Genomic DNA, 24,733 nt, shown 5'->3' on the forward strand with positions numbered 1-24,733 from the left:
GCCGGTATTTGCGAGGACGATTCGATGGCAAAGCAGATCGCGGTAGTAACGGGTGGCATGGGTGGACTGGGCGAGGCGATCAGCATCAAGTTGCATGACGCCGGTTATGCGGTCATGGTCACCTATTCGCCCGGCAACACCGGTGCGAACGAGTGGCTCGCACGCATGGAAGCCGAGGGACGACAGTTCCGCGCGTATGCGGTCGACGTCGCCGACTACGACTCGTGCGAAAAATGCACGGCGCAGATCAAAGCGGAAGTCGGACCGGTCGACATCCTGGTCAACAACGCCGGCATCACGCGCGACGCCAGCTTCAAAAAACTGGACAAGGTCAATTGGGACGCGGTGATCCGCACCAACCTCGATTCGGTGTTCAACATGACGAAGCCGGTGTGCGACGGCATGGTCGAGCGCGGCTGGGGCCGCATCATCAACGTGTCGTCGATCATCGGCTCCAAGGGTGGGTTCGGCCAGACCAACTATGCGGCGGCAAAGGCCGGCATGCATGGTTTCACGAAATCGCTGGCGCTCGAGGTGGCGAAAAAGGGCGTCACTGTCAACACGATCTCGCCCGGCTATATCGCGACGAAGATGGTGATGGCGGTGCCCGAGGACATCCGCGAGACGAAGATCATTCCGCAGATTCCGGTCGGCCGGCTCGGGCAACCGGACGAAGTTGCCGCACTCGTGCTGTACCTGTGTTCGCGCGAAGCGGGCTTCGTGACCGGCGCCAACATTGCGATCAATGGAGGGCAACACCTGCAGTGAACCCGAGAGATCAGCAATGGAGGTTCCGATGAGTGAAGCAATGGCGATCGTAGTAGGTTCATTCGTGCTGGTGACGGCATCAGCGTTCGTCGCCGCTCACTATCACCGGGAGCAAATGCGCCGAAAACTGCTCAGACGGCTGGATCACCATCCCGACTGGTTGGGCTGGTGCAGCCCGCGGTGTTGAGCTTCCGCCCTCGCTAACCTGTTGTGGTACCGAGGGCGATCGTATTGACGACTGTTCGCGACCCTCGTTCAACCCCACCTGGTAGCGATAAATCAGGTCGCGAATCTGCGGATAGATCTGCGTGCGCCAGCTGCTCCCTGAAAAGATGCCGTAGTGCCCGCATTCCGCCACCGTGATGGAGTGCTTGCGCGAAGCGTCGACTGCAGTGCAGAGATCGTGCGCAGCGTGAGTTTGACCGGGTCCGCAGATATCGTCACGGTCTCCTTCGACTGTGATCAGGGCCGAGCCGCGGATAGTGTTCGGGAGTACATGTTCGCCATCTACTCGCCAGGTGCCGCGTGCGAGGCAAAACTCCTGAAAGACGACGCGGACTGTTTCCAGATAATAGTCGGCAGCCATGTCGAGCACGGCGTTGTACTCGTCATAGAAACGACGATGTTTAACGCTCGCCTCCACGTTGCCCGCGGATACATCGAAGTAGTAATCGACGTGCGCCTTCATGTGGCGATCGGGATTCATCGCCACGAAAGCCATATGCTGTCGGAAGCCGGGTACACACGCCGACCGGCGCCGCAGTGTGGACGCGGCACCGTGTTGATCAGCGTGCGCGCGAACCAGTCGAGTGGTTTGCTGACAGCCAGTTTATTGACCGCGGTGGGGCTACGGCGCGCATCGACCGGACCGCCCATCAGGGTCAGGCTCACAGGCGTGGGCTCGCCCCGTGCTGCCGCAAGGGAAACGGCAGCGAGGACGGGAACCGTGGACTGACACACCGCTACCACATGAACTTCCGGGCCGAGAAAGTCGATGAACTCACGTACATAGGCGACGTAGTCATCTAGATGGAATGCTCCATCGGAAAGGGGGACCTCGCGGGCGTCGAGCCAGTCAGTGATATAGACATCGAAATCCGGCAGCATCGCCCGTACCGTGTCACGCAGTAGTGACGCATAATGGCCTGACAGCGGAGCGACCACTAGCACAACGGGATGCTTGCCTGGGGTCGCCCGCTGGAAGTGAACAAGGCGGCAGAATGCCTTCTCCAGCGCCACGGTCTCGGTCACCATCACCTGCCGTCCGTCAACGACCGTTTCGGTGAGCCCGAACTGCGGTTTTGCGTAACGCTTGTGCAGTCTCACCAGTAAGTCGCAGCCGGCGGCAATTTGTCTGGAGGGTGTCGGGTGTAACGAGTTACCGACGCGTGTGAGGAAGTTAGCTGTGACCTGAAGCCAGGGAAGGAAAGGAGCCCACGCTGCTCTCTGCCAATCATGCAACTCATACACATATGCATTGGTTCCGGTGCGCCTGGAACGCCGCTTCCTGCTCTTATCGTTATCCTCATGGTCTGAATATGGGTGGTGGCGGTATGCGGCATGCTCTTCGTTCCATCAGGCAAGCGGAAAGGAGTGCAGGGCATTATGGCACCTCTGGAAAATCGTCATGCATGCGGCCGTCGAACAGCGCGCGCACCATCACGCCGCTGAAAAGGATGGGGCGTTCCTTCATGCTAGGATTGCTGGCAACCCACGTCAGGAGACAGCCATGAATTCACTGAACAAAAGAAATGTTGTGCACGGTCATCAAATTATCGTGATGCTGATCGCGGATAAGGCCGAGGCGTCGATCTTGGTCCAACCTGCGGCCGGAGTGCGGGGTGGCCTTCTTCCGCCGCGGCACGTGAGCATCGAACCGCTTCTTAAAGGCGGGCTTTCCGAGGCTGACGCGTTGGAATACATTTTGAAGATCGTGTCCCTTGGCCTGGAAGGTCACGAGGTTGGCAACGGGTAGATTCATTGCACCTCGGGAAACTCATCGTGCGTGCAGCCGTCGAGTTCGCGACCGGGGGCTTTCTTGCCGACGCAGAGAAATTCTTGCATCCCGATCGACGTCAGTTCGTGGCGCCCGCTGAGCTCACGGTCGGAGCCGTCATCGGCAATCGCATAACAGTCGCCGTCGCCCGGCTCGTCCGTTTCAACCGGCAACCATGCGCCCCATTGCTTGAACAGGAACGGCACACTAGCGGTTGCGCACTGGTCGCGCAGCGAGCGAGCCCAATCCGGATGCATCGGTCGCGTGCCCGGGCCGCTTTCGCCGCCGGCGACGATCCAGTCAACGCCGCGCAGACCGCTTCTGGGTGAGTTGATCATGTTCCCGTTCATGTTCGACCAGATGGCGCCCGCGCTGACAAGATCGACCGGCCCGAGCAACGGCTCGGCGCTGATCCAGCACACCGCTGCAGGAACCCGCAACAGTTGCGGTATCCGCTCGTCGGCGCGCTTTTGATCCTCGACGCTGACGCCGGGCCCAGACGTTCGGCAGGGGCCACACACGAGCAACCACGCTTTATGCGCAGTTCGCCGTGGTGAACTCGGGCAGCATCGTAGTGTTCGCTAGCGCAGGGATCGAAGCGAAGCGCACCCGGGAAGCCTGGCAGTGACATGCAGTGAAACCTTTGAGAATCGACGGCATGCGAACGATGCCACGGATACCGACGCATCGGTTGCATCAATCCCCCGAGAGTTGTGCCTGATCCTGCAAACGGACACACAGGCGAATCTATCTGCGGCTACCATGGGAGGACTGGTACAGATCCCGGATCGGTTTCGTTGCCCACAATGAGTATCCAAATCTTCAAGGAAATTTCCGAGCTGGTCGCCCGTCATGCAAAAGACGAAGGTGCCAACGCCACGGCTGTCGATAGTCTGTTAGTAGGGCGGCATACTTCCCGTTCGGCGTCGATCCATTGTGCGCAATCGCCGATGTTCGGGATGGTGGTACAGGGTCGGCAGAGCATCGAACTCGGTGGACAGGTCCAACATTACGGTGTCGGCGACTACCTGTTTGTGTCGTTCGATGTTCCGGTGGCATTCCGGGTTATACAGGCTAGCGCAGAACAGCCGTGTCTTGGACTAGGTATGTCGATTGCCCCGGAGCGTCTACACGAAGTGCTCGCGAGGGTGGATTTGCCGCCACACCCCACAGCAACCGAAGGTGCATGCAGTGTCATTGTCGCCCGTGCGAGCCTCGACTTGCTGGATGCGACGCTTCGCCTGTTACGCCTGCTGGATGCGCCTGGCGACATCCGGCCGATGGCGCCCGTTATCGAGCAGGAGATCATTTACCGGCTTTTATCCGGGCCGCATGGCGGACGCCTGCTGCAACTGGCCGTAGCGCACAGTCCGGCCAACGGCGTAGCCAAGGCGATCGCCTGGCTGCGCAAGCACTACGTGCAACCGCTGCGGATCGCGGACCTTGCCGACCATGTCGGGATGAGCGAGTCCTCATTGCATCATCATTTCAAGGCAGTCACCCGCCTTACGCCCATGCAGTACCAGAAGCAACTCCGACTTTACGAGGCGCGTCGGCTAATACAGATCGAGCGTCGGAACATCGGCAGCGCCGGCTATGAAGTTGGTTATCAGAGCCGCTCGCAGTTCAGCCGTGAATACAGCCGGCTATACGGGGTATCGCCGCAGCAGCACATGAATGGCAGCACTCATGCATGAACGGAGGTAGCTCTCACCGATCCCACCATGTCCGCGGGAGCTCCTTCAGGTTCCAGCACGGCCCTCCTAATTAACAAGCTGGAGCCTTTTGCCGATCGCACAGCGGTCGGCATTTTTTTGTTCCGAACACGCGGATATCGTGCGTCAGCTATCGTCGGACACACGCTCGTAAGACCGGGCGGTTGCAGTTGTAGCCCACACAGATGCAGCGGGTTGAAGATCTTCCTACACGTCGTGATGGTGAGGCATGCGAACGAGGTCGATAGCCTCTCTCAATGTCGTAGCGCTTGCATCATTTTTCTTCGTCACGATGCGGGGCAGCGCAAAGTAGGTGCGACGCACTGGATCAGAATATTCTTCATGAGCCTGCTCACTTAGCCAGTCGAGCCGTTCGCTGTCCGCATTACTGGCATGCGCCTCAAACAGGTGCCTGCGAAGGAGTCCAATCTCGCTGGCCGCTTGCCGAAGGGTATCAGCCGCCTCACCCGTCATGGCTTCCGCCAGCTTTCTTAGTTGTTCAAGGTCGACGGGCATATCAGGCTAATTTCTACGCTTTCTGGCCAGGAGGCAAAACCGTCGTGTTTCGCATGAAAACGCCGCTCCGGTTCATCGTCATCCCGTTTCCGTCATGACCGCCCTTCGCAGACTGTCTTCGTGTCGGATGAAGCCATCCTCATCGGACAGTTCGTCGTGCGTTACGCCATCCTGACCGGCGTCCGCCAGGACGCCGGGTTGGTCCAGAAGGCGCCGCGCAGGCGATCGCTGCCAGGCTGTGCCGGCGGTTTGGCGGCGGTGGCGCCGATGCTGCCGCGCGGCGAAATTTCGCGGCCGCTCGAGTTGAGACGTTTGATTATTTCGGCGAGCGTGCCATCCGCCTGCCACTCGTCAAAGCGGCGCCTGCATGTAGGCGGCGACGGGTAGCGGCCCGGCAGCCTGGACCAGCCTTCGCCGGTCGAGAGCACCCATAGCACCGCATTGAGAACCGCACGCGTTTGCGCGCGCGGCCGGCCGCGCCGCTCGCTCCGCGCGGGCTTCGCACAGAACAACGCTTCGACCAACTCCCACTCGTTGTCTCCTAAATCGTCGGCCAGCATCATATTTCACCTCAACAAAGCTAACTCCGGTGTGCCGGCTCGCAGCGCGCTCCGCTCGTCCACAGTGCTTCGAGCCGCCTTGAGGATAGCCCACCGCGACCTCGAACACCCTCTTCGATCAAGCACAGATACCCACTACAGCCTAACCAGGCCGTAAGAAGACGATGCCACGGATGGCGACGCATCGGTTACATCAATTCGCCGAGAGTTGTGCCTGATCCTGCAAACGGATGCACATGCCGATCCATCTGCAGCTACCATTGTGAGGACTGGCACAACTCCCAAATCGGCTTCGTTTCTCACCATGAGTACCCCTATCTTCAGGGAAATTGCCTGGCTGGTCGCCCCATTGAATAGACGAACGGTGGATTGGATGAGAAAAGCTCGTGCAAGGGGTTCGCAGCAAAGTGGAGGAGGACGAATCGATGCTGCGAACCGAACGCTTCTGAGACTTGCGGTTGTGACGGCAATCATTGTCGTCATTGGTTTACTCGGGATAACGCTTGTCGCGCTGTGTGACGAGGACTGCGAAGTCAATTGGTCAAGCGTTTGTGCCCCATCGCAATCGACGCGCGCGCCTACGTCCTTTTCGAGGTCAACAGACACCTTTTCTTCTCCGGCGTACATGCAATGCGTGTGAGCTTCTTCATGCAGCATGAAGACATAGTGGGAGACGTGTATTGCACCGCCTGCGAGTTGGGCCTGCGACCGTCGATGCCCGGATCGATGTCCGCCATCACGCACTTCAAACTACCAATCGTCATGCCAATCGTCATTCGGCCACAGGTTCAGCATCACGACGAGCGCAACGACCGCTGCGGCAATGATCCCAATGCCCAACCAGATGACCCGCGTCAGGTCGGACAACAGCCCTTGGATGCAGATCGCCACGCCCGCCAGCGCAGCGAAAGCCGCAAGCGCTGCAAGCGCGATTCTCCATTCAGCTCGCACCGTGACGTTCTCCCGAACGGCGCGTCGACTACGCGCCATTTGCCGCGGGTCTCCAACGCTTATCGAACGCCGCCGCACGTGAAAAAGTGCGCCACCACCTGCAGTGGTGGCGCCAAGGCACTTCGGCCCGGGGGGCGGCCGAAGGCGCGGGGATAACGTTCGTCGCAGGTAGCGATCGTTTGGAGCTCTGCGGGGTGACATCGTTAGCTCTCAGGTGCTGCCTGAGCAACGGGACCGGGCCGGATGTTGTCCCAGTCCTTCCATCGTAGCCGCAGATCGATCCGCTGATGTTTCTTTTGCAGGATCAGGCACAACTCTCGCGCGATTGCGGTAACCGATACGCGGGCGCCGTGCCATCTTTCGTAAACGGTTGCTTCTCACAAAACCGTTGAATGTGCGTTCGTCGGCAACGAGGTTCGGTCGAAGAGAGCAAGCCACCACAGCGCAAAGTCCAATGGGCGGTGCGACGCTTCGGTTAAGCGTACTGATCGCGACCTCAACGTGAACGGGAGCGAGAGATGACGACAAGTATTTTCGGCAGTGCATCGAAGTGTCGACCAAAAATCCTGATAGTGTCGACATCGGCGACCAGGGAATCGTGCGACGGTCGCCTGACCGCACTTGCCACTAAACGGCTAGCAGCAGAAAATGCCGTGCTAACGGTATTGAACCTGACTGAATACCCATTGCCGCTCTATCCTGACCGTATCGACCTCCCTGAGGACGTCCCCCTGGAGGCCCGATCTCTGCATAAACTGGCGCTCAGACAAAACGGTGTCCTATTAGTGACGACAGCTCGCCACGGCTACTTGCCGAAGTTACTGGTCAACGCCATCGCGTGGCTCGGCGCGATAGAGGCCGAACGACGACAGTCGCCAGAGCGACTCCGACCGGTATACGCATTGGCCGCCCTTTCGGCTGACGGGTTTGGCGTCGACGTCGCCGCACTTAAAATGCGTGTATCGATCGAGATAGACCTGAAGGTGGCGTTCCTTTCCACAGTCCTGGTACGGCACGCATGTCAAGCGTTCGACGAAGCCGGCGAACTGCGAGATGGCCGTAGGGTAGCGGCGCTAGAACATCTTACGATGCAACTTGTCGCGGATTCGCAGTGCGACGCTGTCTCGGGCTGAGGCCCCACGGCGACGTCCAGATAGTGGCTTTCTCGCTCCAGGCTACCAGAGAGCCATGCTGGAGCCTGTCGAGCTGCCCGGAAGTTTTCGGGATCAACGAGGGCACAACCCCTCCGTTATGTCGAACTGCTGCTGGTCATGTGCTGCTGCGGCGACACCCCGTATAGCCGGCTGTATTCACGACTGAACTGCGAGCGGCTTTGATAGCCCACCGCATAGCCGGCGCTGCCGATGTTCCGACGCTCGATCTCTATTAGCCGACGTGCTTCGTGCAGTCGGAGCTGCTTCTGGTACTGCATAGGCGTGAGGCCGGTGATTGCCTTGAAGTGGTGGTGCAATGAGGACTCGCTCATCCCGACCTGATCGGCAAGGTCCGCGATCCGCAGCGGTTGCACGTAGTGCCTGCGCAGCCAGGCGATCGCCTTGGCTACGCCGTTGGCCGGACTGTGCGCTACGGCCAGTTGCAGCAGGCGTCCGCCATGCGGCCCGGATAAAAGCCGGTAAATGATCTCCTGCTCGATAAGGGGCGCCATCGGCCGGATGTCGCCGGGGGTATCCAGCAGGCGTAACAGGCGAAGTGCCGCACCCAGCAAGTCGAAGCTCGCGCTTGCGACAATGACACTGCATGCTCCTTCGGTTGCCGCGGGATGTGGGGGAATGTCCTCCACCCTGGCGAGCACTTCGTATAGACGCTCCGGGGAAATCGACATACCTAGTCCAAGACACGGCTGTTCCTCGCTAGCCTGTATAACCCGGAATGCCACCGGAACATCGAACGACACAAACAGATAGTCACCCAACCCGAAATTCTGGATCGTCCCACCAAGTTCGATGCTCATTCTGCCCTGTACCACCATCCCGAACATCGGCGATTGCGGGGAGTGGATCGACGGTGAACGGGATGTGTACCGCGCTACCACCAGGCTGTCGACAGGCGTGGCGTTCCGACCTTCGTCTTTCGCATGACGGGCGACCAGCCGGGCAATTTCCCTGAAGGTTTGGATACTCATGGCGGGCGACAATGCCGAACCGGAAGTTGTTCCACCCCATGGTAGCGGCAGATAGAACCATTTGGGTGTCTGTTTGCAGGATCAGGCACAACTTTTGGGGGATTGATGTAACCGATGCATCGGTATCCGTGGCATCGTTCCCGTGCTGCCGATTCTCACGGGTTTCGCCGCATGCCGGAGCAGCGCTTTCTGAGTGCTTCAGTTTCATTTCCCACGTGACGCCTTACGCACGTTATAGTCGATGGCGCAAGAATCTGCTTCACCCGGGCCGACAACCGGGTTTCCACCGCTGACAGGAAGCAAGCTGGTGGTCGCGACCATCGTTGTCGCGCTGGCCACGTTCATGTCCGCGCTCGATGTATCGATCGCCAACGTCGCGATACCGACGATCTCCGGCAATCTTGGGGTATCCGTCGATGAAGGTACGTGGGTCATTACGATCTTTGCCGCCGCCAATGCAGTCTCGATGCCGCTGACCGGCTGGTTCACGCAGCGCTTCGGACAGGTTCGCCTCCTCGTCGGATCCATCCTGATGTTTGTGCTGGCCTCGTGGCTTTGCGGAATTGCGCCCAGCCTGCCGCTCCTGCTCGCGGCGCGAGTCCTGCAGGGCGTGGTGGCCGGCCCATTGATTCCACTGTCCCAATCCGTTTTGCTGAGCTCATATCCCAAGGCCAAGGCTGGCCTGGCACTGGCCCTGTGGGCGATGACTGCGACGGTGGGGCCGATTGCCGGGCCTATCCTGGGCGGATGGATCACGGACAACTACAGCTGGTCATGGATCTTCTACGTCAATATCCCGGTGGGGATCGCTGCCTCGGCTGTGACGTGGATCATCTATCGGCGCCGGGAAACGCCGACGAAAAAGCTTCCTATCGACGGGGTGGGACTGCTTCTGCTAGTGGCATGGGTGGGCTCGCTTCAGGTGATGCTCGACAAGGGTAGGGATCTGGATTGGTTTAGATCGCCGTTCATTGTGGAGCTGGGCATAGCGGCCGTCATCGGTTTCGCATTCTTCCTGATATGGGAGCTGACAGACGAGAACCCTGTTGTTGACGTGCGCCTCTTTGCCTTGCGCAATTTCAGCGGGGGCACGATAGCCGTTTCGGTTTCCTATGCGGTGTATTTTGGCAATCTCGTGCTGCTGCCGCAGTGGATGCAGAGTTATCTTGGGTACAGTGCATTCGAAGCGGGCCTGGTGACCGCGCCCGTGGGCATCTTTACTGTGATCCTCTCGCCTTTCATGGGGCACGTGCTCAACAGGATCGACCCGCGCACGGTGGCCACCGCGGCCTTCATCGGATTTGCGGGTGTCTTTTTGATGCGGACGCAGTACGTGAGCGACGTAGACACGCTACACCTCGTGTTGCCGACCCTCCTGCAGGGTATTCCGACCGTGCTGTGGTTCGTCCCGCTCGTTTCCATCCTCCTGTCCGGCCTTCCTCCCGAACGTATTCCTGCCGCGGCAGGCTTGTCGAATTTCGTCCGCATCTTTTGCGGTGCGGTCGGGACCTCGATATCCGGTACCGTGTGGAGTAACCGGACGATACTCCATCACGTCCGCCTGACCGAACAGGCAAGCGTAGCCAATCCTGTATTCACCAACACCATTGAATCCATCCAGAATGGGCTGCATATCAGTCGAGATTCTGCACTGGCGCTGTTTGACGTGACCGTGACCAACCAGGCTGCAATCATGGGCCTTGATGATTTCTTTTACATTTCGACGTTCATTTTCATCCTCATCATCCCGCTCGTATGGATAACACGTCCTGTCACGGGAGGGGGTTCTGGTGCAGCGTCGGCAGCACATTAAAAATCGAACCATTGTTGAAGTACCGGCATTGACCGCGACCTGCTTCGTGATGTCGCTTTCGAGACGAGTTCGACCGCATGAGCTGCCCCCGCCGTGACAAGGCGATTTCGTCGACTTCATCCCCGGATCTTACGACTACACTGCGTCAACGTGACAAAGCCGTCGAGGACAGTTTTTCCGCTTCCGGCAGTTTCTGCGGCCAGCCGCCGGCCAGCGCCTGATAGAGCGCGACCGCGGCCGTGGCGCTGCGCGTGCGGCTGTCGGCTGCGGCATCCTGGGCGGAGAGCATCTGGCGTTCGGCGTCGAGGGTTTCGAACAGGCCTATGATCCCGGCCTGGTAGCGCACGCGGGCCAGCCGCGCCGCCTCCGCGCTGTCGCGCGCGGCGCGCTCGAGCTGCGCGTCCTCGCTGCGTGTGCGGGCGTCGCGGATCAGCGCGTTCTCGGTGTCCTCCAGCGCAAGCAGCACGGTCTGCTGGTACTGCGCGAGCAGGCCGGCCGCATCGGCGCGGCTCGCGGCGATGCGCGCGCGCACGCGGCCGATGTCGAGAAAGGACCAGTCGATGCCGAGGAAGGCCGAATTCATGCCGGTACCGCCGTGAAACAGCGCGCCGGGTGTGAACGCCTGCGTGCCGATCAGCCCGCTCAAGGAAAACTTCGGGAACAGGTCGGCCGTGGCGACCCCGATCTGCGCGGTCGCCGAGTGCAATCGTTCTTCCGCCGCGGCGATGTCGGGACGGCGACGGATCAGGTCGGCCGGCGTGCCGGGATCGATGTCCGCGGGCAGGGCCGGCAGCGGCCTGGGTGCATCGAGTTCGGCGATCAGCGCCTCGGGCGGGCGGCCGGTCAGCACGGCGAGGCGATGCTCGGCCACCGCCACCTGTGCCTCGAGCGCGGGCGCGCGCGAGGAGGTGGTCTCGAACTGGGATCGCGCGAGCGCAAGCTCATAGTCGGTGTCGCGGCCGGCTTTGTATCGCGCTTCGACGAGGTTCAATGTTTCGCGCTGGTTGTTGGCGTTCTCGCGCGCCACGCGCAAGCGCTCCTGCAGGCCGCGCAGTTGCACGTAGGTGCTCGCGGTCTCGCCGGCGATCGACACCTGCAAGGCGGCGAGATCGGCGCGGCTGGCCGCGGTGTCGGCGCGCGCCGACTCCACTTCGCGACGCACGCGGCCCCACAGATCGAGCTCCCAGCTCGCGTTGGCCTCGATCTCGTAGCTGCGGAACGAGCGCGGCGTACCGGGCACGGCCTGCAACTCGCTCAGCGTCTGATGCCCGCCCTGCGCGCTGGCGGTAATGGTCGGCACGTAGTCGAACCTGGCCTCGCGCAACAGCGCGGCGGCGCGATCGTAGTTCGCCAGCGCACTGCGCAGATCGTGGTTCGCGGCCAGCGCCTGTTCGACGAGTTGAGTCAACTGCGGATCGCCGAACGCCTGCCAGAACTGCATGTCGGCGGGGACCGGCGCAGCGATGCCGGCGGTGCTCGACGCGGACACGGCTTCCTTGCGCGCGAACCGCGCGGGCACAGGCAGGTCGGAGCGATGGTAATCGGGGCCGACCGCGCAGCCGGCCAGGGTCAGGCTGGCGGCGATCAGCAGGGACGGAGTTAATCTGCGCATGGCGTTTGCTTCTCCAGGGAAATCGTTTATCGGCCGCGCGGAACTGCGCGATCTGCCCGGCTTTTTCCGGATGCGCGTCGAGACCGCGTTGCGCCCGGTGTCGTCAAGGCCCATCCAGACCGAAGCGGTGGCGACACCGCACTTGCCGGGCTTCAACCACGCGCCATGCTGCCCTCACGATGCTGGACCAGCTTGCGGCCGGACAGCTTGCGCAGGCCGACGTAGAACACCGGCGTGAGGAACAGGCCGAACAGGGTCACGCCGATCATCCCGGCGAACACGGTGATGCCGGTGGCCGAGCGCACTTCGGCGCCAGCGCCATGAGAGAGCACCAGCGGAACGGTGCCGGCGATGAAGGCCACCGAGGTCATCACGATCGGCCGCAGGCGCAGGCGGCAGGCTTCGAGCGCGGCTTCGACGATGCCCTTGCCCTGGAATTCCAGCTCGCGCGCGAATTCCACGATCAGGATCGCGTTCTTGCACGCCAGGCCCATCAGTACCACGAGGCCGACCTGCACGAAGGTGTTGTTGTTGTCGCCGCCGAACAGCTTGACACCGGCCAGCGCCGAGAGCATGCACATCGGCACGATCAGGATCACCGCGAGCGGCAGCACCCAACTCTCATACAGCGCAGCGAGCACGAGGAAGGCCAGCAGGATCGCGACCGGGAACACGAGCAACGAGGCCTTGCCCTGGGTGGCTTCCTGGAAACTCAGGTCGGTCCACTCGAAGCTCATGCCGTTCGGCAGCGCCTTGCCGGCAACCTCGGTGATCTTGTCCATCGCTTGCGCGGAGGACAGCAGAGCCGGGTTGGCCTCGCCGACGAAATCGGCGGCCGGATAGCCGTTGTAGCGGATCACCGGATCAGGGCCGTAGCTCTGCTTGATGTTCACCATCGAGCCGATCGGCACCATCTCGCCCTGCGCGTTGCGCGTCTTCAGGTTGCCAATGTCCTCGACCTTTTTGCGGTAGTCGCCCTCGGCCTGCGCATACACACGCCAGGTGCGGCCAAACAGATTGAAATCGTTGACGTAGGTCGAGCCGAGATAGACCTGCAAGGTCTCGAACAGATCGCTCAGCGCCACGCCCTGGGTCTTGGCCTTGACGCGGTCGACGCCCACGTCGAGCTGCGGCACGTTGGACTGGTAGCCCGAGAACGGGAAGCCCATACCCGGCTCCTTCATTAACGCACCTTGCAGCGCGCCCACGCCTTGCTGCAGCACGCCGTAGCCGCTGCCGGCGCGATCCTCGACGAACAGCGAATAGCCGGCGCCGTTGCCAAGGCCGAGGATCGGCGGCGGCATCATTACGAAGGCCATGCCTTCCCGGATCGTGTTGAGCCTGGCCTGGATCGCGTCGGCGATCTGCTTGGCGCTGACGTGGCGTTCGTCGAATTTCTTCAGGATCACGAAGGCTATGGCGTAGTTGGGCGTGTTGGTGAACTGGGTTGGGTTGAGACCAGCGAACGAAACCGTGTGGTCAACGCCTTCTGTCTCCAGGGCCATTTTGTCCATTCGCTTCACGACCGCGTCGGAGCGACTGATCGAAGCGCCCTCCGGCAGTTTCACGCCAGCGATCAGGTAGAGCTTGTCCTGGGTCGGGATAAAGCCGCGCGGCACGGTGTTGAACATCAGGCCGGTGCCCGCGAGCAGCACCGCGTAGACCGCGAACGCCACGCCGCGGCGCTTGAGGATGCGCGACACGGAGCCCTGATACTTGTCCGAACTCGCCTTGAATAAGCGATTGAATGGGCCGAACACCCAGCCGAACGCGCGCTCGATGGCGCGCGAGATGGCGTCCCTGGGCGCGCCGTGTGCGTGCAGCAGCTTGGCCGCGAGCGCCGGCGACAAGGTCAACGAGTTGATCGCCGAGATCACCGTCGAGATCGCGATGGTCACCGCGAACTGCTTGTAGAAGGTACCGGTGACGCCGGTCAGGAAGGCCATCGGCACGAACACTGCGCACAGCACCAGCGCGATCGCCACGATTGGCCCGGAAACCTCTTTCATAGCCTGGTGCGCGGCTTCCAGCGGCGTGCGCCCTTCCTCGATATTGCGCTCGACGTTCTCGACCACGACGATCGCGTCGTCGACGACGATGCCGATCGCCAGCACGAGGCCGAACAAGGTCAGTGTGTTGATCGAGAAGCCGAGCACATACAGCACGGCGAAAGTACCGATCACCGACACCGGCACCGCGATCAATGGAATGATCGAGGCGCGCCAGGTCTGGAGGAACAGAATCACCACCAGCACGACCAACAGGATCGCCTCGCCCAGCGTGTGCACCACGGCTTTGATCGAATCGCGCACGAAAATGGTACTGTCGTAGTACGAATGGTAGGTCATGCCGGGCGGGAACTGCCTGGCCAGCTCGTCCATCTTCGCGATCACTGCATCGCGTACGGTCAACATGTTGGCTCCCGGCGCCTGAAACACGCCGATGGCCGTGGTATACCTGCCATCAACCGCGCCACGCAGGGTGTAGTCGCTAGAGCCAAGTTCGATGTGTGCGACGTCGGCGAGGCGCACGACCTCGCCGTTGGCGCCGGTCTTGAGCACGATGTTGCCGAACTCACCGGCCGATTGCAGGCGGCCCTGCGCATTGATGGCGATCATGAAATCGCTGCCGCCCTTGATCGGTTCGGCGCCGAGCTGGCCGGCCGAGACCTGGATGTTCTGATCCTGCATCGCGCGGACCACGTCGCCCGCGGTCAGGCCGCGCGAGGCGACCTTGCTCGGATCGATCCAGACGCGCATCGCGTAGTCACCGCCGCCGAACATTCGTATCTGGCCGACGCCGGGCAGGCGCGCGAGTTCGTCCTTGATCTTGATGTTGGCGTAGTTGCGCAGGTAAAGCGCATCGTAGCGGCCGTCCGGAGAGTACGGCGTGACCATGACGGCAAAGGTCGGCGACTGCTTCTGCGTGGTCACGCCGAGCGCGACCACTTCCGAAGGCAGGCGCGACAGCGCCTGGGCCACGCGGTTCTGCACGTCGACCTGGGCCTGGCTGGGATCCGTGCCTGGCTCGAACGTGATCGTCATCTGCAAGACGCCGTCGGAACCGGCCACCGATTTCATGTACATCATGTGGTCGGCGCCGTTGATCTGCTCCTCCAGCGGCACCGAGACGGTTTCGGCGATCACCTTGGGATTGGCGCCGGGATAGGTCGCGGTCACGACCACGGTCGGCGGCACCACCTCGGGGTATTCGCTGATCGGCAGCAGCGGGATCGCGATCAGGCCGGCGACGAAGATCACGATGGACAGCACCGCCGCGAAGATCGGGCGGTCGATGAAGAATCTGGAGATATTCATGGCGCGCTTTCCTTACTTCGCCGCGATCGGGGACAGCGCGGCAGGCGGCGCCGGCGGCGCGTCCATAACCACCGTGCTAGCGTTCACCGGCGCGCCCGGGAAGAAGATCTTCTGCAGGCCGGCGACGATGACCTTGTCGTTCGGTGCGAGCCCGGACTGCACGATGCGCAGCCCGTCGGCGAAGCCGCCGAGCGTGACGTCCTTGCGCAGGGCCTCGTTCTTCGGGCCAACCACATAGACGTACTTGCGGTCCTGGTCGGTCATGATCGCCTTGTCGTCGATCAGCATCGCCCTGAACTCGGCGCTGCCCTCAAGCTGCACGCGCGCATACAGACCCGGGGTCAACGCACGGTCGGGATTCGGCACCACAGCACGCAGGTTGATCGTGCCGGTGGCCGAGTCGACCTGGTTGTTGACGAAGTTGACCGTGCCGGAATACGGAAAGCCCATGTCGTTGGCAAGGCCGACGCGCACCGGATTGGCCGTGTCCGGCCGCTGGCCTTTGCGCGCGAGTGCCGCGTAGCGCAGGTAGGTCTGCTCGTCCGGCTGGAAGTAGACATAGACCGGATCCTGCGAGACCACGCTGGTCAGCACGCTCTGGTCAGCCTGGGCCAGATTGCCGACCGTCAGCATGGCGCGGCTGACGCGCCCGGCGATCGGCGAGCGCACCTCGGTGAAGCCGAGATTGAGCCTGGCCGTGGCCAGCGCCGCCTCGGCCGCGCGCACGTCGGCGTCGCCCTGGGCCAGGCCGGCGTGGCGCGTGTCGACTTCCTCGCGCGAGATCGCGTTGACCGCGATCAGCGTCTGTGCGCGCTGCTCCTCCGCGCGCGCCAGTTGGGCCCCCGCGCGAGCACGTTCGAGCTGCGCCGCCGCGCTGTCGTAGGCGGCCTTGTACGGGCGCGCGTCGATCACGAACAGCAAGTCGCCGGACTTGACCTCCTCGCCTTCCTTGAACGCGATGCGCTCGATATAGCCGCTAACCCGCGCGCGCACCTCGACCGCGTCGGTGGCGGCGATGCGGCCGGTGAATTCGTCCCACTGGCGCACGGGTTTGACCACGACCTGAGCCGCGCTGACCTCGGCCGGCGGCGCCGCCGCCGCCGCGTGCGCGCTACCCTTGCTACAGGCGGGGAGAACGGCCGCCATCGCGACGGCAGCAAAAAAGGAAAATCCCGCGCGCAACAGCGCGCGATAACGAGGGGAGTAAGGCACGAGCGTCTCCTTGACTTATTTAAAGCTAACTTCAACTTTAGATATATATTGAAACTGGCTTCAACTTAAGTCAAGTGGCCGCGGTGGGTCCGTTGTTCCGGACACTCTGCCGCAGGCGGAGACGAAACCCCGTGACGCACGCCCTTGCGCGAACCGCATCGGCCGTTCATGATGGGAACGTGAACACAAAAGCCTCCACCATGACTGCTTCGCCCAAACCGAAGGCTGCCGCCCACGACTCGCCGCGCCGGAACGAACTAATCAGCATCCGCGATATGACGCAGCAAAGCGGCGTGCCGGCATCCACGCTGCGCTACTACGAAAAGCTCGGGCTGATCGCTTCCGAACGAGAGGGTAGCGGCGAGCATCGCCGCTACCGCGAACTGGTGCTGCAGCGCATCAACTACATTGCGCTGGCCCAACGCGCCGGATTCAGCCTGGAGGAAATCGCCGGGCACCTCGCCAGGCTGCCGGCGAACCAGTTACCATGCGGGAAAGACTGGAAGCCGTTGTCGCGCCTATGGGAGCAGCGCATCGATCAGCGAATCGCCGAACTTGAGCAGTTGAAGATCGATTTGAGGGACTGTGCGACCAATGCGGCCAATTGATCTGCACGAGGCGAGTTCAAGTCTTGAGCCAGCACCTGGCGAACTGGCTTTGCATCAAGGCGGACCCAGCGAAGTCGCCGAGACAGGCCCAGAGGATGTGTCGATTGAAGTCGGTTAGCCAATTCACAAGTTGATTTTCTGACCCGACGCCGCCAGGTGGCCACGACGACACCAAACCCGTCGTTCGAGACGCGCGATAAAAGATTTCGCAAGCTTGCCGCGATCAGTTCAAGGTCACGTCCCCAAATTGCCGCTGCAACATGTCAACTCCAGTGAGCTTCCGACTCATCGCTGGGATGGGTTAGCACCGGGCGTAGCGCACGGGTTGGACTGGAAGAACGCCATCAGATCGTCCGCCTGACTAACCGCCTCTGCTGAACCTGTTTGATGTCGAGTAATCGCCGTTGCATTGTCTGACACTCGCGAGAGCTCCACCAGCGTGAGCGGCTGCCGGAACCAGGCCGCGCCCGCTGGCTGATCGAGGGACGACGTGAAGCGGGGCTCCGTCGTGTCCGATGACGCGGCGGTGTGCTCAACGCCCTTATCGTAAAGGCACTTAAGCGGTGCCTGCACGATGAACGACTCGTTCGGATCGCGCGCCCGGAGTTCATCGATCGGAACGGTGCATCCTGACAGCGACGCTACCATGGCCGCGAAAAGCAGCTGCTTCAGTGTCTCTGGACGTTTTGAAAGCCGAATTTCCATGTCGCGCTCTCCTCTTCGTCATTCTGCACGACCCAATCGATCGAGCAGACAGTTGATCGGCGGTTCCAAGCTGCTTTCGCACAACTCCTCAACATCGCTGCCACGTTGTACAACATTCGTGATCGTACCTGGTTCGACATCAGGTTCCTGGACTTTCGCTAACCAGGATGTCGACGACTTCGCTGACTATTGCATCGACCGAATTCGCGACCGAGCAGACGCGTGAGGCGATCGGAGCCAACACTCGGGCGCGTTAAGCCGGCGGCCTGTCGCGCAGGCGGCGCTGGAATTTGCCACCCGTCCCGATCGTTCTTTCCGTGGAACTGTAACAACGGTAACGATTTCGACCGGGCCGCAGCCCCGCGTTCGCGAATTCGCACGTTCGAACGGAGTCAAAAGTGAAACAGACCAGCGATGTCTGGTTTGAGGGCGATCCGCCGCCGATCTGCGTGGATCGCGCCTTGCGAGGAGGGAAGATGAAGTCGACCACGTTCCGGATCCTCGCCGGGATGCTGGCAAGCCTGATCCTCGGAGCATCATCGGGCGTGCATGGTGAGAGCGAGGTCCAACCGGCGCCGCAGGCAGCCGCGCCGTTGACGGCAGAGTCGCTCGATCAAATGCTCGCGCCGATTGCGCTCTATCCTGATCCGCTCGTCGCCCAGATCCTGATGGCAGCGACCTATCCGCTGGAAGTCGTCGAAGCCGATCGCTGGGTTCAGCAGCCGGGCAACGCGGCGCTCCAGGGCGGGCAGTTAACTGACGCGCTCGAGCAACAGCCCTGGGATCCGAGTGTGAAGTCGCTCGTGCCGTTTCCGCAGGTGCTGAAGATGCTCGATGACAACCTCGAGTGGACCGAGCGCATTGGCGACGCCTTTCTGGCCAGCCAGCCGGCGGTCATGGATTCGATCCAGCGCCTTCGCCTGCGTGCGCAGGCGGCAGGCACGCTGCAGTCGATACCGGAGGAGGCGGTCAACCAGGTCGGGCAGGACATCACGATTCAGCCCGCCAGCGCGGACACCGTCTACGTTCCGGTCTACAACCCGACGGCCGCCTATGGCGCCTGGCCTTACCCCGCTTATCCGCCCTACTATTTCCCCAATAACTTCTACGGCGCGGTGCCCGGTCCGTTCGGCTTCGGCTGGGTGAGCGTAGCCATAGTCGTTCCGCTGTGGGGTTGGGAGCATTGTGACTGGCATCGGCACCACATCGACCTCGACCGCGACCGCTTCGCCGACCTGGACCGCCACCATCGGCCGTCGGGAGTCGAGTGGACGCACGATCCGTGGCATCGGCATGGCGTTCCGTACCGCGACCCGGTGGTGCAGAGCCGGTTTGCGTCGAACGCCGCGTCGCCGGATGCGCGCCCGGCCTCGCGCGGAAATCCGGCAGCGTTGGCCGTTCCTTCATCGCGCACCGTGCCGGCCGTCGCCGGGATGCCGGGGGGCGCGCATCCGCAGGCGGCTCCGGTGCCGGCGCCGCAGGGTCTTCATGCGCAGATGCCTCAGGTATTGACGACGCCCCGCGCGCAGGTACCTCAGCCACCGCAGGTTCCTCACGCTCAGACGCCTCAGGTATGGACGGCGCCCCGCGCGCAGGTCCCACCGGCGCCGCAGGTTCCTCATGAGCGGATGCCTCGGGTATGGGCGCCCCGCGCGCAGGAACCTCTGTCACCGCAGCTGCCCCACGTACAGGCGCCTCAAGTACTGCGGGCGCCTCCAGCGCAGATGCCGCAGCCGATGCCGCGGCCAGCCGCAGCGGTGATGCCGCACGTCGCGCCAGGCTTCGTACCATCCGGTCGCGGCCCTGGCATGCAGGCGCCAGCTATGCCCGGACGCGTCAGCGGCATACCAGCGCCCGTATTCCGTCCTGCGGGCGGGGTGGCGCGGCCGGCGACGTCGGACGGCGCCAGGGCGCACTGAAGAGCGGCATATCGCCCGCCTGCGGACAAGCACGAACAGCGCATCCGGCACAGGCGTCTGACGTATCGAACCTGCAACGATGGACGGCCAGCGGCGTGACCGCTTCCAGAATGCGGCTGAGTTGCAGAATTATTCCGGCATCGCGCCGGTCACGCAGCGCAGCGGCAAGAAATGCTGGGTGCACTGGCGCTGGCAATGCCCAAAATTCCTGCGTCAGATACCGCAAAGTCGATGCGGCGTCATATCGCCGTGCGAGCGATTTCAGTCCTTCGACCCGTTGCAGTCGTTCCACTCGTCAAACGCGAAGGAGACAACACCCCCGCCGCCGACCGAGCTATCTGGCGATCGCGCAGCGCGTGCATGTGGGACATGATTGAGCCATGGACGCGTGTCCAGATCCCAGCACAGCCTGTTTGCGCCGCTTTACGCGCCGTTCGCGGCCGCCTGCTCCTCACGCGCGTACTGCGTCGGCGGCCGGCCGACGTGTCGAGTGAAAGCGACGCTGAAGGTGCTGGCGGAGCTATAGCCGACGCGCTCCGCGATCTCCGCGACACGGCCTTCTTTACGGCGCAGCAGATCCTTCGCGAGTGCCATGCGCCACGTGAGCAGATATTCCATCGGCGCAACGCCGACCGCGCGGCTGAAGCGCTCGAAAAAGGTCGAGCGCGAGAGCGCGGCCTCCTTCGCGAGTTCGGCGACCGTCCACGCGTGCGTCGGGCGCTCGTGCATCCCGCGGATCGCGGCGGCGAGGCGGCCGTCGGCGAGCCCGCGCACCAGGCCCGGTGACGCGCTCGTTTCTGCCGTGGACCGCAGCGCCTCGATCAGCAGCACTTCCAGCAGTCGTGAAAGCACGACCTCGCGCGCGGGCCGCTGCTCGCGTGTTTCCTCTCGCACAAGTTGCACGAGCGTGGCTAGCCGCTGTTCGCCGCGGACATGCACGAGTTGCGGCAGCAGCGAGACCAGCAGGGTCGCATCCGGTGAACCGAAGCTGCAGTGGCCCGCCACCATTCGTAAGTCGATCGGGCTGGCCGGGGTGCCGATTCTGAATTCACCGTTGCCCAGCGCGATGGGCGCCGCCGTCTCGACGCCCGGCGGTGGCGGCTCGAGGCTGGACATCGCGACGCCGTAGGCCGCAGGAATCAGGACGAAGTCACCCGAAAGCAGCTCGATTGGCTCGTGTCCGTCGATCGTGAGGCGGCATCCGCCCTCGAGGATGACGCAATAGAAAGGCTGGCCGGCATCCGAGCGACTGATGCGCCAGGGGCTGGCGCCGTGGACAAGTTTGGAAAACCGGGCACCCGGCTGCAGCAGCGTCACCACTTCGGCCAACGGATCGATCATCGCCGGACTCCTGCAAATGAAATTCGGATTATTGATTGTAGCAAGTACGGCCTCGGAGACCTATCGTAGGAGCTCACGCAAACCACCTCACAGGAGTTCCCATGCAGACCGTCCTGATCACCGGCTGCTCTTCCGGTTTCGGCCTCGAGATCGCCCGCTACTTCCTGGCACGCGACTGGCAGGTCGTCGCCACGATGCGCACGCCGCGCGCCGACGTGCTGCCCAAGTCAGACCGCATGCGCGTGCTGGCGCTCGACGTCACGAATCCTGAGAGCATTCGCGAGGCGGTCGAGGTCGCAGGCCCGATCGACGTCCTCGTCAACAACGCGGGCTTCGGCGCGGCTTCCCCGGCCGAACTCGTCCCGCTCGCGACGGTGCGCGAGCTCTTCGAGACCAACACCTTCGGCACGATCGCATTGACGCAAGCGGTGCTGCCCCAGTTCCGGCAGCGCAAGGCCGGCGTCGTCGTGAACGTCACGTCGAGCGTGACGTTGAAGGCACTGCCCCTGCTCGCCGCATACCGTGCGAGCAAGGCGGCGGTGAACGCATTCACTGAATCAATGGCGCTGGAGCTCGAGCAGTTTGGCGTGCGGGCGCGCCTGGTGCTGCCGGGCCGTGCGCCTGAGACCCGCTTCGGGGAGAACGCGCGCGCCCACATACACGGCTTCGACCACGAGGCCTATGCCGATCTGGTCAAGAGCGTCGTCGCGCACCTGGGGGATACGTCTGCCCCGATCACCCGGGCACAGGACGTCGCCGAAGCCGTGTGGCGCGCAGCAACCGACCCGTCATCCCCGATGCGCATCCCGGCCGGCGCCGACGCCGAAGCATGGGCGGCCGAGGTTCGCTGACCGACCGGCGCCACCGCCCTGAATTTCTGCGCGCTACGGCGCAATACGACAAGGAGATTGCCATGCAGGACAAACCCGTCGCCCTGGTCACCGGGGCTAATCAAGGAATCGGTCTTCAGATCGCAAAGGATCTCGCGGCACACGGCTTCACTGTGCTGGTCGGGTCGCGCAATCTCGAACGCGGCGAGGCTGCAGCCAGGGAGGCCGGGCCGGACGCCCGCGCACTCCAGCTCGACGTGACGGATCAGGCTTCGATCAAAGCCGCAGCGCAGCGCGTGGGCAACGAGTTTGGCCGCCTCGACGTGCTCGTCCAGAACGCGGCCATCTCGAATACGAACAGGCAGCCCGGCCAGTCCGTCGAGGAGTACGTGAAGACGACCCGTCCGAGCAACGTGTCCCTCGATGAAATGCGCGCGGTGTGGGACACCAACGTGTTCGGCGTTCTCGCCGTTTACCAGGCGATGCTGCCGCTCCTGCGCGAGACGCCGGGTGCCCGCATCGTCAACGTGTCGAGTGGCGTCGGGTCGCTGACGGCGAACTCGGACCCGGCCTTCGCCTACCGCGCGATCTTCGGCCCCGTCTACCCTGCGTCCAAAACGGCTCTCAACGCTTTGACGGTCGCCATGGCGATCGAGCTGGAGCCGGAGGGGATCAAGGTCAACGCCGTCTCGCCGGGTTTCACCAGGACGAACCTCAACGGATATGCGGGCACGGAGACTGTGGAGGAGGGCGCTCGCGAGGCGGTGCGCGTCGCGCTGCTGGGCCCGGACAGCCCCACAGGGACGTTCACGCGCTGGGAAAACGAAACGATCCCGTGGTGATGTAGTCTCGTGCGCGTGATCGAAGGGATCGATGAGAGTTCGAACGGTGGCTCAGGGTGCGACCTGAGCCGGTCAAGGTTGGACCGGGTGCGGCCAGTGAAAGGCCGTCGACGTGTCGACCAAAATTGACGACAATTCCCCAAGGACCGCTGAATCTAAAAGGAACCATGAGACGACTGCTCCTCGCTGCGCTCGCAGCCACCTCTTTCATGACTTGCGTTCATGCGCAAAGCAACGCGTCCGGCCCGCTCGTCACACCCGCGGGGAAATTGCAATTCGTGCGCGTCGGCCGCGATTTCGAGGGAATGCTCGACAAGGAAACTTTCGATCGCTTCAGCGCAAGCACGCTCACGCATTTCGATGACGTCGGCAACGCAGATGACAGCGTCACGCGCATGCTCGTGCAGACTGACTCCGGGCTGGTGCTGTACGACTTTCGCCACCATCCGCCACTTGTGCAACGCTCGGGTAAGCGCATGACGGTCAAGCGCGTTTTCTGGCAAGGCGATGAAGTCGTGATGCAGAGCTCACAAGGCTGGTTCCGGTTCAAAGGCGGCGTGTTGACGAAGCTGCAGTCGTCTACGACGACGTACCATTGATTACGCGCGCACCCCATTCGACCGCAACTTCACTCGGTCATTCGGACGTCAGCTTCGACCAGCAAACGTCCGTTCGCTTGCGAAGGTGGTCGAGAGCGGTCTTGTATCGGCGATCGTAATCACCGAGTGTAAACTGGCACGACCGGACGCTTCTGGTCCTTCGCGGGCTCATGGACTTGCCGGCTCACGCGGTTGTTCAGCCTGCTCTACTCCTCAGAGACTTGATCGGAAAAGGGGATGTCATGGCAAGGGATGAAATTGTCTGGGGGATCCTGGGCACCGCGAAGATCAACGACAAGGTTGTCATACCCATGCACAGCGCGCCAAAGTGTCGGGTGAAGGGCATCGCGTCGCGATCTCGGGAGAAGGCTCGGGAAGCCGCAGCCAAATATGGCTTGACTGTCGCATACGACAGTTACGAGGGGCTCCTGGCGGACCCGGAAATCGACGCGGTATATATTCCGCTACCCAATCACATCCACGTGGAATGGACGATCAAATCCGTCGAGGCGGGCAAGCACGTCCTGTGTGAGAAGCCGATCGGGCTGGACGCCCAACAGGTTGAACGACTCATCGCTGCGCGCGACAGGAACGGCCGATACATACAGGAAGCCTTCATGGTTCGCACGCATCCGCAATGGTTGAAGGTGCGGACCTTGATTGACGAAGATGCGATTGGCGAATTGCGGGCGGTGACCGGCGGCTTCACCTATAACAACACGAACCCGCACGATATCCGCAACCGGAGCGAACTGGGTGGCGGCGGTCTGCTCGATATTGGTTGTTATCCCATCACAACGTCACGCTTCGTGACCAGGTCTGAGCCAAGGCGAGTGGTTGCCCTGATGGAGCAGGATCCAATATTTGAAGTCGACCGGCTTGGCTCTGTGCTGATGGACTTCGACGGTGTGCAGGCCAGTTTCTTTTACTCGACCCAGACCCATAACTATCAGCGGATGCAATTTCACGGTACCAAGGGGCGGATCGAGGTCGAGATTCCATTCAATGCACCAAGCGATCGACCGACGCGTCTGTTAGTGAGTGAAAACACAAGCGCCGGTGTCGGGATTGATCGCTGGCTGGAACTTCCGGTGTGCGATCAATATGGCATCGCAGCCTCCACGTTCGCGGAGGCGATATTGAGTGGAAGCGGGCAGGCTATTCCGCTAGAAGATGCGCGCGCAAATATGCGAGTGATCGACGCCGTGTTCCGCTCGGCTCGATCGGGCGCGTGGGAGAGAATCCTGGAAAGTTGAAGTGCTACGCAGGGGCAACCTCCGGGTGCA

At 62.3% G+C, this 24,733-nt stretch carries 21 protein-coding genes and 2 pseudogenes; 12 read left to right on the forward strand and 11 right to left on the reverse strand.

The features are described from left to right. Positions 1-24: 24 nt before the first annotated feature. Positions 25-768: an acetoacetyl-CoA reductase gene (phbB, locus tag P3T23_RS11550; RefSeq protein WP_429316300.1), complete on the forward strand. Its 744-nt coding sequence runs from the start codon at positions 25-27 to the stop codon at positions 766-768. Between the two features lie 277 nt (positions 769-1,045). Here the strand turns inward: phbB and P3T23_RS11555 are convergent. Continuing rightward, positions 1,046-2,238 (reverse strand): annotated as a pseudogene (locus tag P3T23_RS11555) (polyhydroxyalkanoate depolymerase); the annotation flags it as partial. Between the two features lie 259 nt (positions 2,239-2,497). Between P3T23_RS11555 and P3T23_RS11560 the strand changes: the two are divergent. Beyond that, the gene (locus P3T23_RS11560; protein WP_429316301.1) at positions 2,498-2,743 is read left to right on the forward strand and encodes a hypothetical protein; all 246 of its coding nucleotides are present in this window, start codon (positions 2,498-2,500) and stop codon (positions 2,741-2,743) included. A gap of 2 nt (positions 2,744-2,745) precedes the next feature. On the opposite strand, the gene P3T23_RS11565 is transcribed toward P3T23_RS11560, so the two are convergent. Further along, positions 2,746-3,204, reverse strand: coding sequence for a DUF5131 family protein (locus P3T23_RS11565; RefSeq protein WP_429316302.1), 459 nt, complete (start codon positions 3,202-3,204; stop codon positions 2,746-2,748). A gap of 366 nt (positions 3,205-3,570) precedes the next feature. Between P3T23_RS11565 and P3T23_RS11570 the strand changes: the two genes are divergently transcribed. Then, positions 3,571-4,461 carry an AraC family transcriptional regulator gene (locus P3T23_RS11570; RefSeq protein WP_429316303.1) on the forward strand — a complete coding sequence of 297 codons (891 nt, stop codon included), beginning with the start codon at positions 3,571-3,573 and terminating at the stop codon, positions 4,459-4,461. 225 nt (positions 4,462-4,686) lie between these two features. Here the strand turns inward: P3T23_RS11570 and P3T23_RS11575 are convergent, their stop codons facing one another. The 3 genes from P3T23_RS11575 to P3T23_RS11585 form a co-directional block, all read right to left on the reverse strand. Then, entirely contained in the window at positions 4,687-4,995 is a 309-nt protein-coding gene (locus P3T23_RS11575; RefSeq protein ID WP_429316304.1) for a hypothetical protein, read from the reverse strand. A gap of 161 nt (positions 4,996-5,156) precedes the next feature. Next, positions 5,157-5,555 carry a transposase gene (locus tag P3T23_RS11580; protein ID WP_429316305.1) on the reverse strand — a complete coding sequence of 133 codons (399 nt, stop codon included), beginning with the start codon at positions 5,553-5,555 and terminating at the stop codon, positions 5,157-5,159. Positions 5,556-6,305: 750 nt separating this feature from the next. Beyond that, positions 6,306-6,545 carry a DUF2964 family protein gene (locus P3T23_RS11585; RefSeq protein WP_429316306.1) on the reverse strand — a complete coding sequence of 80 codons (240 nt, stop codon included), beginning with the start codon at positions 6,543-6,545 and terminating at the stop codon, positions 6,306-6,308. Between the two features lie 479 nt (positions 6,546-7,024). On the opposite strand from P3T23_RS11585, the gene P3T23_RS11590 reads away from it, so the two are divergent. Beyond that, positions 7,025-7,639: an NADPH-dependent FMN reductase gene (locus P3T23_RS11590; protein ID WP_429316307.1), complete on the forward strand. Its 615-nt coding sequence runs from the start codon at positions 7,025-7,027 to the stop codon at positions 7,637-7,639. A 116-nt stretch (positions 7,640-7,755) separates the two neighbouring features. Here the strand turns inward: P3T23_RS11590 and P3T23_RS11595 are convergent, their stop codons facing one another. Next, on the reverse strand, positions 7,756-8,649 hold the full coding sequence (locus P3T23_RS11595; protein WP_429316308.1) for an AraC family transcriptional regulator N-terminal domain-containing protein: 894 nt from the start codon (positions 8,647-8,649) through the stop codon (positions 7,756-7,758). Positions 8,650-8,890: 241 nt separating this feature from the next. On the opposite strand from P3T23_RS11595, the gene P3T23_RS11600 reads away from it, so the two are divergent. Further along, the gene (locus tag P3T23_RS11600; RefSeq protein WP_429316309.1) at positions 8,891-10,462 is read left to right on the forward strand and encodes a DHA2 family efflux MFS transporter permease subunit; all 1,572 of its coding nucleotides are present in this window, start codon (positions 8,891-8,893) and stop codon (positions 10,460-10,462) included. A 145-nt stretch (positions 10,463-10,607) separates the two neighbouring features. Here P3T23_RS11600 and P3T23_RS11605 read toward each other — a convergent pair whose 3' ends face one another. The 3 genes from P3T23_RS11605 to P3T23_RS11615 all read right to left on the reverse strand — a co-directional run bounded on the left by P3T23_RS11605 (position 10,608) and on the right by P3T23_RS11615 (position 16,537). Beyond that, complete coding sequence (locus P3T23_RS11605) at positions 10,608-12,074, reverse strand: efflux transporter outer membrane subunit (RefSeq protein WP_429316666.1); 1,467 nt, start codon at positions 12,072-12,074, stop codon at positions 10,608-10,610. 152 nt (positions 12,075-12,226) lie between these two features. Beyond that, a complete protein-coding gene (locus P3T23_RS11610; protein WP_429316310.1) occupies positions 12,227-15,391 on the reverse strand; it encodes an efflux RND transporter permease subunit in 3,165 nt (1,054 codons plus the stop codon). Between the two features lie 12 nt (positions 15,392-15,403). Then, positions 15,404-16,537, reverse strand: coding sequence for an efflux RND transporter periplasmic adaptor subunit (locus tag P3T23_RS11615; protein ID WP_429316667.1), 1,134 nt, complete (start codon positions 16,535-16,537; stop codon positions 15,404-15,406). 245 nt (positions 16,538-16,782) lie between these two features. On the opposite strand from P3T23_RS11615, the gene P3T23_RS11620 reads away from it, so the two are divergent. After that, complete coding sequence (locus tag P3T23_RS11620) at positions 16,783-17,211, forward strand: MerR family transcriptional regulator (RefSeq protein WP_429316311.1); 429 nt, start codon at positions 16,783-16,785, stop codon at positions 17,209-17,211. 285 nt (positions 17,212-17,496) lie between these two features. Here P3T23_RS11620 and P3T23_RS11625 read toward each other — a convergent pair whose 3' ends face one another. Continuing rightward, positions 17,497-17,916, reverse strand: coding sequence for a hypothetical protein (locus tag P3T23_RS11625; RefSeq protein ID WP_429316312.1), 420 nt, complete (start codon positions 17,914-17,916; stop codon positions 17,497-17,499). Between the two features lie 398 nt (positions 17,917-18,314). Between P3T23_RS11625 and P3T23_RS11630 the strand changes: the two genes are divergently transcribed. Both P3T23_RS11630 and P3T23_RS11635 read left to right on the forward strand, forming a co-directional pair. Further along, positions 18,315-19,835 (forward strand): DUF3300 domain-containing protein, encoded by a 1,521-nt coding sequence (locus tag P3T23_RS11630; protein ID WP_429316313.1) that lies wholly within the window; start codon positions 18,315-18,317, stop codon positions 19,833-19,835. Between the two features lie 85 nt (positions 19,836-19,920). Then, positions 19,921-20,052 (forward strand): annotated as a pseudogene (locus P3T23_RS11635) (transposase); the annotation flags it as partial. 206 nt (positions 20,053-20,258) lie between these two features. Here the strand turns inward: P3T23_RS11635 and P3T23_RS11640 are convergent. Further along, the gene (locus P3T23_RS11640; RefSeq protein ID WP_429316314.1) at positions 20,259-21,176 is read right to left on the reverse strand and encodes an AraC family transcriptional regulator; all 918 of its coding nucleotides are present in this window, start codon (positions 21,174-21,176) and stop codon (positions 20,259-20,261) included. Positions 21,177-21,277: 101 nt separating this feature from the next. On the opposite strand from P3T23_RS11640, the gene P3T23_RS11645 reads away from it, so the two are divergent. The 4 genes from P3T23_RS11645 to P3T23_RS11660 all read left to right on the forward strand — a co-directional run bounded on the left by P3T23_RS11645 (position 21,278) and on the right by P3T23_RS11660 (position 24,703). Continuing rightward, a complete protein-coding gene (locus P3T23_RS11645) occupies positions 21,278-22,027 on the forward strand; it encodes an SDR family oxidoreductase (RefSeq protein ID WP_429316315.1) in 750 nt (249 codons plus the stop codon). 62 nt (positions 22,028-22,089) lie between these two features. After that, the gene (locus tag P3T23_RS11650; RefSeq protein ID WP_429316316.1) at positions 22,090-22,848 is read left to right on the forward strand and encodes an SDR family oxidoreductase; all 759 of its coding nucleotides are present in this window, start codon (positions 22,090-22,092) and stop codon (positions 22,846-22,848) included. 167 nt (positions 22,849-23,015) lie between these two features. Beyond that, positions 23,016-23,447 carry a hypothetical protein gene (locus tag P3T23_RS11655; protein ID WP_429316317.1) on the forward strand — a complete coding sequence of 144 codons (432 nt, stop codon included), beginning with the start codon at positions 23,016-23,018 and terminating at the stop codon, positions 23,445-23,447. Between the two features lie 242 nt (positions 23,448-23,689). Further along, positions 23,690-24,703, forward strand: a complete 1,014-nt coding sequence (locus P3T23_RS11660; RefSeq protein ID WP_429316318.1) for a Gfo/Idh/MocA family protein — start codon at positions 23,690-23,692, stop codon at positions 24,701-24,703. Positions 24,704-24,733: the final 30 nt, after the last annotated feature.

It is taken from the genome of Paraburkholderia sp. GAS448 (assembly GCF_050435685.1).
In the GTDB taxonomy this organism is placed as follows: domain Bacteria; phylum Pseudomonadota; class Gammaproteobacteria; order Burkholderiales; family Burkholderiaceae; genus Paraburkholderia.